Raw genomic sequence first — 10,931 nt, 5'->3', positions numbered from 1 at the left:
AAGCCACTGCCCAGGGGTAGAGGAAAACGGTCTCCACGTCGAAGATCACGAAGACCAGAGCAAACATGTAATAACGAATGTTGAACTGAATCCAGGCGCCGCCGATTGGCTCCATGCCAGATTCGTAGGTCAGCTCCCGCTCGCCCATGCGACTGCTGGGCGACAGCAACTTATTTGCCACCAGTGCCAGCACTGGAACGGCAGCTGCGATCAGCAGGAAGCCGAGAAAGGCGTCGTAGCCCGCGAGCACGAACATGAAACCAACTTGGACCTACCTGCCCCCCAGTCTGACACCCAGGGCCGGATGCTGGCGGCATCGGCCCGACGGGCGCCGATAATCTGATACCAGCGCTCGAGGCCCAGGGATGAGTTCCACAGATACGCCGGAGCCAACAGCCCCGCCGGAGCCAACAGTCATGCCAGGGTCGGCTGCCACATCGGAGCCGGCCGCGCCAAGTCCTGGCCCCGAGTCTGGCCCCCAGTCTGGCGCTGCAGATGGGGAGGTGGATCCGGCCGACCACCGCTTCGAATGCCGCAGCTGCGGGTTCGTCTACGACCCGGCGGAGGGGGTGCGCAAGCTGGCCATCGAACCCGGCACCCCCTTTGTGGAGCTTGATCCGATCAGCTTCCGTTGCCCGGTGTGTCGCAGTCGCGTGGGAGCCTTCAAGGACATCGGCCCCCGCAACAAGCCCAGCGGCTTCGAGGAGAATCTCAACTTCGGCCTGGGGGTCAACCGCCTGACTCCCGGTCAGAAGAATGTGCTGATTTTTGGCGGCTTCGCCCTGGCCTTCGCCTTTTTCCTCTCCCTTTATTCCCTGCGCTGATGACTGGCTCTCCCCTGCTCCGCCCGCTTGGGATTCTGTTGCGACCCCTCCTGGGTTTGCTCTTGGTGATCGGGCTTGGCTTCGGCCTTTCCGGCTGTGTGACCACCGGCTTGCCCATTGCGGCTACCAGCCCCTGGCAGCCGGTGGCCCTGGCCACCAAGGCCAACCCCCTCGATGTGGCCTTCACCGATAACAGCCATGGCTTTCTGGTGGGCAGCAACCGGCTGATCCTCGAAACCAACGACGGTGGGGCCAGCTGGGCCGAGCGAGCCCTGGATCTGCCGGAGGAGGAGAACTTTCGTTTAATCAGCATCGACTTCCGTGGTGAGGAAGGTTGGATTGCAGGCCAGCCCGGGCTGTTGCTGCACACCACAGACGGGGGCCAGAACTGGAGCCGCCTGTTCCTTGACACCAAGCTGCCCGGCGAGCCCTACCTGATTACGGCCCTCGGGCCCAACCAGGCCGAGCTGGCCACCAACGTGGGGGCCATCTACGAAACCCGCGATGGCGGCACCAACTGGCAGGCCGAGGTGGAGGACGCCGCTGGAGCCGTGCGGGAGCTGCGCCGCTTCAACGACGGCCGTTACGTGAGCGTCAGCAGCCTGGGCAATTTCTTCTCCACCTGGGACCCCGGTCAGGGCACCTGGCAACCCCATCAACGGATCAGCAGCCAGCGGCTCCAGTCGATGGGTTTCCAGCCCGATGGCTCCCTTTGGATGCTGGCCAGGGGCGCCCAGATCCGCTTCAACCCTGCTGGCGGCAACGTGGAGGAGTGGGGTAAGGCCGTGATCCCGATCACCAATGGCTTCGGCTATCTCGATATGGCCTGGGCCCCCGATGGTTCGATCTGGACCGGTGGCGGCAGCGGCACCCTGCTGGTGTCAGCCGACGGCGGCAAGAGCTGGCAGAAGGATCCGGTGGGGGGCCAGCAGCCTTCCAACTTCACCCGGATCAGCTTCAGCGCCGATGGCAAGGGCTTCGTGCTGGGTGAGCGGGGCTCCCTGTTGCGCTGGGTGGGCTGACCCCTGACTCTCACCTCTGAGCTCAGCCGCCAACTTCTGTAACCAAGCGCCCCTGTCACTCCCTCCTGCCGGCAGCTCACCCCTAGGATCAATTCGCTGAACGCTTCCGCTATGGCTGCCGGCTCAACTGGAGAACGCCCGTTCTTCGAGATCATTACAAGCATTCGCTACTGGGTGATCCATGCGGTCACCCTGCCCGCCATCTTCCTGGCTGGCTTCATGTTTGTGTCCACGGGCCTGGCCTACGACGCCTTCGGAACGCCCCGCCCGGATGCCTACTTCCAGGCCCAGGAGAGCAAGGCTCCTGTGGTCAGCCAGCGCTACGAGGGCAAAAGTCAGCTTGACCTGCGGTTGAAATAGGCCATGACCCAGACCCCTGCCCCCACAACGCCCCGCAACTACCCGATCTTCACGGTCCGCTGGTTGTCGATCCACGCCCTAGGGGTGCCCACGGTGTTTTTCCTGGGTGCCCTGGCGGCCATGCAGTTTGTTCGCCGCTGAGCCGGTCCATCCCCTCCAGCCATGCAACGCTCCCCCAATCCCAATAACCTGCCGGTCGAACTGAACCGCACCAGCCTCTACCTGGGCCTGCTCTTCGTGTTCACGATCGGCATTCTTTTCTCGAGCTATTTCTTCAATTAATCCCTGTTCAAGTCCCCAGGAGCGCCCCAATGAGCGGCAAGAAGTCCAACCTGCCTGACGGCCGGATTCCAGATCGCCTTCCCGATGGTCGCCCGGCAGTGGCCTGGCGCTCTCGCTGGACCGAAGGGGTGCTACCCCTCTGGCTGGTGGCCACCGCTGGCGGTATGGCTGTGATTTTTGTGGTGGGATTGTTCTTCTACGGCGCCTACGTGGGAGTGGGTTCGGCCTGAGTCTGCCCCGCTGGCTCGGTCCGTGCTCCCCGCTTGAATTCCTAAGCCGTTGCCAAAGAAGCGCCAGCTGCTCAATAACCCCTTTCTGGCCACCCTGACAGGGATTTTGCTTAATTGTTACGGCGAATTGGTGCGTCGCACCTCCAGGATTCGGATCCAAGCCGATCCAGAAGTAGATCGCCTGTTGTATGAAGCAAACGCGCCGATTATCTATGCAATCTGGCACTGCCACGTTTTCTTCTTGCCGCTCGTGCGTCTCTATGCACGCAAGCCGATTTCCGTTCTTCTAAGTTCCCATCGAGATGCCCAAATCGTCGGGGTAGCTGCCCGAATGCGTGGTCTGGAACTGGTGGAAGGCTCCTCCACCCGTGGCGGCACCCGCGCCTATCGCCAGTTGCTGGCCCTCCTGCGGGGGGGGGATTCGGTGTGCATTACCCCCGATGGCCCCAAGGGTCCTGCCTTGAAGTTGAAAGCAGGCATTGTTCAGCTTGCTCAGAAATCTGGTTGTGCTGTGGTTCCTGTGGCTGCGGCCTGCACGCGGATGCGCAGGATAAAAACCTGGGACCGGACCCTTCTACCCCTGCCCTTTGGGCGTTGCGTGTTGGAGCTGGGCCCTCCGATCTACCTCAGTGCTGAGAGCCCTCTGGATGATCAGCTGGCCCAGTTGGCTGCTGCTCTCAATGACACGGTCCACCGTGCGTCCGGAAACCTCCTCGCGTCGGCTTGAACGCGCCGCAGCTGTGAAGGGCAGTGCCCTGCTTTTGCTGTTCCGGCTGGTCGCCCTGCTGCTCACCCCGCTGCTGTTGGCGGTGCTGATCTGGCGCCTGCTGCACGGCAAGGAGGATCCTCGCCGGCTCGGCGAGCGGCTGGGCCTAAGCGGGTGTCGGCGCCCCCCTGGCCAGTTGGTGTGGCTGCATGCCGCCAGCGTGGGTGAACTGATCAGCCTGTTGCCCTTGCTGCAGCAGTTGGAAGGGGTGTCTGGTCCCAGCCTGCTGCTGACTACGGGCTCGCGAAGTTCGGCCGAGTTGGCGAGCCGCTGCCTGGGGGCTGGGGTGGTTCACCAATATGTGCCCCTGGATCACTGGTTGAGTTTTGCCCTCTTTCGCCGCCATTGGCGCCCCGATCTGGGCGTGCTTGCGGAGGCCGAACTCTGGCCTGAGCTGATCCACGCCATGCCCAGGCCCCTGCTGATCAATGCCCGCATGAGTGGGCGTTCCTTTCGGCGCCATCAGCGGCAGTCTTGGTTCGCCGCTTGGTTGCTGGCACGATTTCAGGCCACTTTGGCCCAGTCGCCCCAGGATGGTGAGCGCTTTCGGCGTCTGGGGGGCCGCCAGGTGCGGGCAGTGGGGTCCACCAAGCTCGATGCGGAGCCGCCCAGGGCTGATCCGGCGATCGTGGCAAAGCTGGCCCAGGCGTTCGCCTGCCGTCCAGTGCTGCTGCTGGCCAGTAGCCATGCCGGCGAGGATATTGCCCTGCTGGCCGCCTACCCGGAGCTGCGACGCAGGCTGCCGGCCCTAGCCCTGTTGCTGGTACCCCGTCACCCGCAGCGGGCCCATGAGGTGGCTGAGGCTGCGGCCCGTGATGGCCTGGCCGTGCGCTGTTGGGGCGAGCTGGCCGGGGGCGCCCCCGCCGAAGCCCTCGATGTGGTGGTGGCCGATCGGATTGGGGAAATGGGCGCCTGGATCCAGGCCTCCCGAGTAGTGGTGATGGGGGGCAGCTTCGCTTTGGGCGGGCGGGCCATAGGTGGCCACAACCCGCTCGAGCCGCTTCGGCTCGGCCGCCCGGTGCTGTGTGGTCCAGATATGGCCAACTTCGCCGATCTCACAGAGGAGCTCATTGACACAGGTTGGTTGCTTCAGTGCGCCGATCTCCCCCAGCTCTGGCAGGCGGTGGCGGCTCACCCGGCCTGGGCGGCTCTGCCCCAGGGGCCGCCGCCAGAGCTGCAGGGCCCCAGCCGCCTCATCGCTGCCCTGATCCGTGCGGAGCTCAAGGCCTGATGCTGCTTGCCACCCCCCGCTTCTGGTACGCCCGGCAGCCCACCCTGCTGGCCCGCCTGCTGCAGCCCCTGGGCTGGCTCTATGCCTTGGGCGTGCGTTGGCATCGGCGCCACAGCCGCCCAGGCCGGCTGCCTGTGGCCGTGCTGTCGGTCGGCAACATCACCCTGGGCGGCACCGGCAAGACACCCCTGGTGATCGCCCTGGCCCAGGAGCTCCAGCGGCGCGGCTTCACGGTGGCCGTGCTGTTGCGGGGCTATGGCGCCAACAGCCGCCAGCCCAGGCGGGTGGGCTCAACCGATGCAGCGGCCCTGGTGGGCGATGAGGCCCTGGAAATTCAGCGTTCCCTGCCAGGGGTGGCCGTGTGGGTGGGAAGTGACCGGTTGGCCGGGGGGGCGGCGGCGATCAGCGCAGGCGCCGATCTGCTGCTGCTCGACGATGGACTGCAGCATTGGCGCCTGGCCCGCGACTGTGACATCAGCGTGCTCGATCGTCGCCATGGCCTGGGCAATCGCCTGGTTTTTCCGGCCGGTCCGCTGCGGGAGCCCGTAGATCAGCTGGGGCGCGCCGATCTGCTTGTGCTTGCCGGTGCTGGTTTGGCCCCAAGGCCACCAAACTGGCCCCTGGAGAAGCCCTGCTTCTCCCTGACTGGTTGGATAGAGCCGCCGGAGCGGTTGCTGGCAGAGCCCCTGCTGGCCTTCTGCGGCATCGGCCTGCCGGATAAGTTCTTTGCGGCCCTGCGGCAAGCGGATCTGCAGCTGGCTGCCACCGTTGGCTTCCCAGATCACCACCCCTATGCTGCTGCAGATCTGGAGCGCCTGGAGCGCCGTGCCGACGCCCATGGCGCCACCCTGGTGACCACCTTGAAAGACTGGCAGCGTCTGCCGGAAGGTTGGGGCAGCCGGGTTGTGGCCCTGCCCCTTGTCCTCGATGCCCAGGTAGTGGCGGAGATCGCCTCGGCGGCCCTGGCTCGGCTGGGAGCCAGACGGGCTGGAACCACCTGAATGGTTGAGTCTGCTGCCAGAGCCTGCCGGATCCTGTTGGTGGCTGGGGAAGCCTCCGGCGACCTCCATGGGGGGCACCTAGTGCGGGCGTTCCGCCAGCTTTGCCCCACTGCCGAGGTGGTGGGTGTCGGTGGGGCCCAGCTGGGTGCTGCTGGCATGGAAATCCTGGCGGATGTGAACATGCTCTCGGCGGTGGGGCTGGTGGAGATCGCCGGCAGCATTCCGCGCCACTGGCGGGTGATGCGCCTGCTCAAGCAGCAGATGGCACGGCATCGCCCGGATCTGGTGGTGCTGGTGGACTATCCGGGCTTCAACCTGATCGTGGCCAGGGAGGCCCACCGCCGGGGCATTCCGGTTTTCTTCTATGTGGCTCCGCAGGTGTGGGCTTGGGGGAAGGGGCGGGCGCGTCGCATGGCCGGCTTCATCGACCGGTTGGCGGTGATCTTTCCCTTCGAGGAGGCCATCTTCAATGGCTATGGGCGCCGCTTTGCCAGCTACGTGGGTCACCCCCTGCTCGATGGCCTGGTGGTGAGCTGCGATCGGGCCGACACCCGTCGTCAACACGGCTTTGACGATGTTCAGCCCCTGCTGGTGCTGATGCCAGGCAGTCGCCGCAGCGAGGTGCGGTTGCTGTTGCCAGTGATGCTGCGGGCTGCCGAACTGCTCAGCAACGAAGGCTGGCAGGTGGCTCTAGTGCAGGCCCCCACCGTTCCCGAGAGCTACCTGACCCAGGTGGCCGGCGGCAAACTGCAGGTGCCGCTGATTCGAGGCGATACCTACAACCTGCTGGCAGCTGCCGATGTCGGCCTGATCGCCTCCGGTACCGCCACCCTGGAAGCTGCCCTGCTGGGCTGCCCTCCGGTGATTGTGTATCGCTTCTCCTGGTTTACCTATCTGCTGGCTAGGTTAGTAATTGGGATCCGTTCGATGGGGCTGCCCAATGTGGTGCTCGGCAGGTCGGCCTTTCCGGAGCTGATCCAGCGCAAGTTCAAGCCCGTTCAGCTGGCCCAGGCGGTGCGTGACCTGGCGGCGCGGCGCGGCTTGAACAGGCAGCTCATTGACGAACTGCGCTCGAAGATGGGGGTGGCGGGCGCCTCGGAGCGCGCTGCCAACCTGATGCTTGAGCTGCTGAGATGAAAGCTGAGATGAAAGCCGAGATGAAAGGCCCCCTGCTGTCTCGCTTCCTGGCCTACGGAAGGCGCTATCTGTGGCCCCTTTTCAGCCTGGCGCTGCTGTTCAATTTTGCCTACGGGGCCTCGACCGCCTTCGTGCCCTTGGTGATCCGCTTCCTTTTTGACGACATCCTGCCCTCCAATGACAGGGGCCGTCTCTACCTGGCCCCTGTCGTCATTGTTGGTGTGATCGCCCTGCGGGCGGTATCCCAGTTCGTGGGCACCTATCTCACCGAGTCGGTGGGCCAGAGGATCACTGCCGATCTGCGCACGGACATGGCAACCAAGGTGCTCGAGCTGCCCCAGGCCTATGTGGATAGTCATCCTTCAACCGTGCTGGTGTCTCGGGTTCTGACCGATGTGGATCTAGTCAAGTCTGGCCTGGTGGATGGGTTCTCTTCCCTGATAAAGGATGGATTGACCCTGATTGCACTGGTGACAGTGGCCTTCTATCAGGACTGGCTGCTGTCTGTGCTCGCCTTCATTCTTTTCCCCCTAGGCGTCTATCCGGTGCTGCGTTCCTCCAAGAAGGTGCGCCATCATTCCAAAGCGGGCCAGACCCGTCTTGCCCGTTTGGCGGCCTACCTACAGGAGGCCCTGGTGGGCTCAAGGGTGGTGAAAATCTTCGGCATGCAGGCCTATGAACTGGGCCGTTTTCAGGAGGAGAACAATTCTGTTTTGGCTTCGGCTTTGCGCACCTCCAGGGCCAAGCTGATCAACCAGCCGCTGATGGAATTTTTGGGCGCTGTGGGTTTCAGTGCAGTGCTGGTTTATGGGGGCGAGACTGTGCTTGCCGGCGACCGTACCACCGGCAGTTTCTTCGCATTCCTCACTTCGCTCTATCTCTGTTATGCCCCCTTCAAGGGTATTGCCAGGTCAAACGCCACCCTCCAGCAGGGCCTATCGGCGGCGGAGGAGCTGTTCACCATCCTCGATGTAGAGGTTGAGCCGAGCGATCCTCTGCGGCCCCAGCCCCTCAAGGGTTTCGAGCAGGGCCTGAAGGCCGAGCAGGTGAGCTTCGCCTATGGGCAGGATGAGGTGATATCCAGCCTGGATCTCGAGGTGCCCTGTGGTGCAACCGTGGCCCTGGTGGGTCCAAGTGGGGGTGGCAAGAGCACGATCATCGATCTCTTTTGTCGCTTCCACGATCCCCAGCGGGGTCGACTGACGATTGACGGCATCGATTTGAGGCAGGTGGCTCAGGCTGATCTGCGCGCCCTCATCTCCGTGGTCGATCAGAACACTTTTCTGTTCAATGACAGCGTCGCCAACAACATCGCCTATGGCCACGCCGAGGCTTCAGCTGAGACGATCGAGGCAGCAGCCCGGGCCGCCAATGCCCACAATTTCATAGTGCAGTTGCCCCAGGGCTATGAAACCCCAATTGGTGAGAATGGCACCATGCTCTCTGGCGGACAGCGTCAGCGCATCGCCATTGCCAGGGCCCTGATCAAGAACGCCCCTATCCTTTTCCTGGATGAGGCCACATCGGCTCTGGATTCCGCCTCAGAGCAGCTGGTCCAGGAAGCGCTCGACCGCTTGATGCAGCATCGCACCACCTTGGTGGTGGCGCACCGGCTCTCCACCATCGTCAATTCCGATCGGATCTGTGTGATTGAAGCAGGCAGACTGGTGGAGGCCGGCACCCACAGCGAGCTCTTGGCTAGGGGCGGTCGCTATGAGTCCCTATTCTCCACCCAGTTTGCAAGGGCTTGAACCCCTTAGGGAATCTCCCATAGACGCTTTCCCCTTTTTGGGTTTGCTCCTGGCTTTTGCTTTTAGATTTTGGTTGGGCGTTTGCCTCGTTGTTTGATTTGCTGCTGGCGACCAAAGTTGCTGGCGACCTATTGCCCCTTTGGTGATAGCATGGGAAGGCTATCTAGCTGTTGGCAGCGAAAGTGAACGATTCGGTAGATCAGCCTGGTGACCAGGGGGGTATGGACACCTCCGCCATGACCGATGATCAAATTGTCGCTCAAATTGCAGGTCTCATACGCAAATGCGTCCCTGATGCCCAGGCAGTTGCGATTGGCATGGATTCCAGGCTGGTGGAAGATATTGGCATTGACTCCCTGGGCGCCTACGAATTAATTATGGAAGCGGAAGACCTTTTCCATATTGAAATCACTGATTCCCAGGTTGAAGGCATAAAGACAGTCGCCGACCTGATTGCCATCGTGCGTGGGCCTATCGTGCAAGGGCCCAATGCCTGAATCCTTGTCGGCTCAAGTTGCCGTAACTGGATTGGGCTGTATCTGTCCCCTGGGAAATACTCCGGAGGCTGCCTACTCCGCCTACGCTCGAGGTGATACGGGAATCAGCTTGCTTACTGAGCCCTGGGCCGAAACTTTCAAGTCCAGGCTTGGTGGTTTAGTAAAATTGGATATGGTGGCTGAGCTGGGTGACTATCTGGTTAGTCGTCTGGATCGTTTTAGCCAGTTTGCCCTGCTTGCATCTAGGCAGGCCTGGAATGCAAGTGGTTTGCATAATTCTGGGCTTGCCCCCGAGCGACTGGCCGTAGTTATGGCCACTGGAATTGGCGGAATTAATACCATGCTTGAGCAGCATCAAAGGCTCATCTCCGGTGCCAAGCGACTCCATCCGTTGGGGATCGCCATGGCCATGCCCAACGCTGCCACAGCGCAGATATCGATGGAAATAGGAGCCTGCGGGGGAGCCCATGCGCCTGTTTCAGCCTGTGCAGGTGGTGCTGAGGCGATTGCATGGGGGTTGATGTTGCTCGAAGCTAGAAAAGTTGATGCCGTGCTTGTTGGTGGGGCTGAATCTGCAATCCATCCCCTCGCGATCCGGGGATTTTCAGAGATGCGTGCCCTTTCTTCAAGACTTGACGATCCAGCCTCTTCTTGTCGCCCGTTTGCCGCAGATCGTGAGGGCTTTGTCCTGAGTGAAGGGGCTGGGGCAATTGTGCTTGAACGACTGGAGGATGCCAGGGCCCGCCATGCGCACGTGCAGGCGCTGCTGATGGGTGCCGGGATGACGAGTGACGCCCACCACCTGGCTACACCCCACCCCGAGGGAGTGCACGCAGCCAGGGCGATCAGTCTGGCCCTGCGGGATGCGGATATATCAGCGCAGGATGTGAACTTCATCAGCGCCCACGCAACCGGTACCCGGATCGGAGATCTAGCTGAATCTCGGGCGATTGAAACTGCTTTTGGTGCCTCTATCCAGGATCTTTGGGTCACCGCTCCCAAGGGAGCCCTGGGCCATCTGCTGGGTGGAGCTGGTTCGGTGGAATCGGTCTTGACAATAAAGGCCCTTCAGGCTGGCGTTGTGCCGGTGAGCGTTAACTCAACCCCGCGGGATCCGGAGATAGGCCTGAATATTCCTACCGCTTCTGAGCCCTGTCTGGTGAATAGTTCCCAGCGTTTTGCCATAAAGAATACATTTGGTTTTGGCGGCCACAATGTATCTCTTGTGTGGGCAAGTACCTAGGGCTATTCAGCCATCAGGTTCTTAATGGGAATTGAGCCCCCCTGCGCCAAGGTGATCAACGCGGTTGGGAGGGCAAACCGCTAGAAAGATTTCAGATTAAAACTCCTTGCTTCCCAGCCCAGCGTGATTTCCTCTGCCACACCCCCAGTTACGGATGGTCCCCGTTTCGACCGAGCTGACTGGTCAGGCGCCTTCCGCAACGTCGGCTTAGAGCTCAGTGACGAGTTGGTAGTTGCCGTTAGGGGCACCATTCCAAAAGAGTTGGCGGGCACCCTGTATCGCAATGGTCCGGGCCGGCTTGAGCGAGGAGGCCTCTGGGTCCACCACCCCTTCGACGGCGATGGCATGGTCGCGGCCCTCAGATTTGAAGCCGGTCAGGTCCACCTGAGCAACCGTTTCGTGCGTACCGAGGGCTGGCTGGCCGAGGAGCGGGCCGGGCGCTTCGTCTATCGGGGGGTGTTTGGCACCCAGAAGCCTGGCGGTGTCTTGGCCAATGCCTTCGATTTGCGCCTCAAGAACATCGCCAATACCCATGTGGTGCGGCTCGGCGATCAGCTGCTGGCGCTCTGGGAGGCGGCCGAGCCCCA

Annotated in this window: 15 protein-coding genes; 14 read left to right on the top strand and 1 reads right to left on the bottom strand. The window is 62.3% G+C overall.

The window, feature by feature from the left end; all coding sequences use genetic code 11:
* Positions 1–256: NADH-quinone oxidoreductase subunit A (gene ndhC / locus KBZ15_RS10145; protein WP_255015095.1), on the bottom strand; the 256-nt coding region annotated here is incomplete at its 3' end.
* Positions 257–416: 160 nt separating this feature from the next.
* On the opposite strand from ndhC, the gene KBZ15_RS10140 reads away from it, so the two are divergent.
* From KBZ15_RS10140 to KBZ15_RS10075, 14 genes are all read left to right on the top strand, one after another.
* A complete protein-coding gene (locus tag KBZ15_RS10140; RefSeq protein WP_255015097.1) occupies positions 417–824 on the top strand; it encodes a rubredoxin in 408 nt (135 codons plus the stop codon).
* Positions 824–1,846, top strand: a complete 1,023-nt coding sequence (locus KBZ15_RS10135) for a photosynthesis system II assembly factor Ycf48 (RefSeq protein ID WP_255015093.1) — start codon at positions 824–826, stop codon at positions 1,844–1,846. Before KBZ15_RS10140 ends, KBZ15_RS10135 begins: the two co-directional genes overlap by 1 nt.
* Positions 1,847–1,957: 111 nt before the next feature.
* The gene (psbE, locus tag KBZ15_RS10130) at positions 1,958–2,206 is read left to right on the top strand and encodes a cytochrome b559 subunit alpha (RefSeq protein ID WP_197147856.1); all 249 of its coding nucleotides are present in this window, start codon (positions 1,958–1,960) and stop codon (positions 2,204–2,206) included.
* 3 nt (positions 2,207–2,209) lie between these two features.
* The gene (gene psbF / locus KBZ15_RS10125; protein ID WP_197147857.1) at positions 2,210–2,347 is read left to right on the top strand and encodes a cytochrome b559 subunit beta; all 138 of its coding nucleotides are present in this window, start codon (positions 2,210–2,212) and stop codon (positions 2,345–2,347) included.
* A gap of 21 nt (positions 2,348–2,368) precedes the next feature.
* Positions 2,369–2,488 carry a photosystem II reaction center protein L gene (locus tag KBZ15_RS10120; protein WP_190388661.1) on the top strand — a complete coding sequence of 40 codons (120 nt, stop codon included), beginning with the start codon at positions 2,369–2,371 and terminating at the stop codon, positions 2,486–2,488.
* 29 nt (positions 2,489–2,517) lie between these two features.
* The gene (locus KBZ15_RS10115; RefSeq protein ID WP_048017331.1) at positions 2,518–2,718 is read left to right on the top strand and encodes a photosystem II reaction center protein J; all 201 of its coding nucleotides are present in this window, start codon (positions 2,518–2,520) and stop codon (positions 2,716–2,718) included.
* A 49-nt stretch (positions 2,719–2,767) separates the two neighbouring features.
* On the top strand, positions 2,768–3,445 hold the full coding sequence (locus tag KBZ15_RS10110; RefSeq protein ID WP_255015092.1) for a lysophospholipid acyltransferase family protein: 678 nt from the start codon (positions 2,768–2,770) through the stop codon (positions 3,443–3,445).
* Positions 3,399–4,715 (top strand): 3-deoxy-D-manno-octulosonic acid transferase, encoded by a 1,317-nt coding sequence (locus KBZ15_RS10105; RefSeq protein ID WP_255015091.1) that lies wholly within the window; start codon positions 3,399–3,401, stop codon positions 4,713–4,715. Before KBZ15_RS10110 ends, KBZ15_RS10105 begins: the two co-directional genes overlap by 47 nt.
* Positions 4,715–5,716, top strand: coding sequence for a tetraacyldisaccharide 4'-kinase (gene lpxK / locus KBZ15_RS10100; RefSeq protein WP_255015089.1), 1,002 nt, complete (start codon positions 4,715–4,717; stop codon positions 5,714–5,716). Before KBZ15_RS10105 ends, lpxK begins: the two co-directional genes overlap by 1 nt.
* Positions 5,717–6,853 (top strand): lipid-A-disaccharide synthase, encoded by a 1,137-nt coding sequence (gene lpxB / locus KBZ15_RS10095; protein WP_255015087.1) that lies wholly within the window; start codon positions 5,717–5,719, stop codon positions 6,851–6,853. It abuts the gene before it with no gap.
* The gene (locus KBZ15_RS10090; protein ID WP_255015085.1) at positions 6,850–8,604 is read left to right on the top strand and encodes an ABC transporter ATP-binding protein; all 1,755 of its coding nucleotides are present in this window, start codon (positions 6,850–6,852) and stop codon (positions 8,602–8,604) included. The genes lpxB and KBZ15_RS10090 overlap by 4 nt, the downstream gene beginning before the upstream one ends.
* 221 nt (positions 8,605–8,825) lie before the next feature.
* Positions 8,826–9,101, top strand: a complete 276-nt coding sequence (locus KBZ15_RS10085) for an acyl carrier protein (protein WP_255015084.1) — start codon at positions 8,826–8,828, stop codon at positions 9,099–9,101.
* Positions 9,094–10,344 (top strand): beta-ketoacyl synthase, encoded by a 1,251-nt coding sequence (locus KBZ15_RS10080; protein WP_255015083.1) that lies wholly within the window; start codon positions 9,094–9,096, stop codon positions 10,342–10,344. Before KBZ15_RS10085 ends, KBZ15_RS10080 begins: the two co-directional genes overlap by 8 nt.
* 123 nt (positions 10,345–10,467) lie before the next feature.
* Positions 10,468–10,931 (top strand): carotenoid oxygenase family protein (locus KBZ15_RS10075; protein WP_255015082.1); only part of this gene is annotated, 464 nt, incomplete at its 3' end.

Source organism: Cyanobium sp. BA20m-p-22, assembly GCF_024346275.1.
Classification (GTDB): Bacteria; Cyanobacteriota; Cyanobacteriia; order PCC-6307; family Cyanobiaceae; genus Cyanobium_A.
The sequence above is the reverse complement of the archived record's forward strand: the minus strand, read 5'-3'. Positions and strand labels throughout refer to the sequence as shown.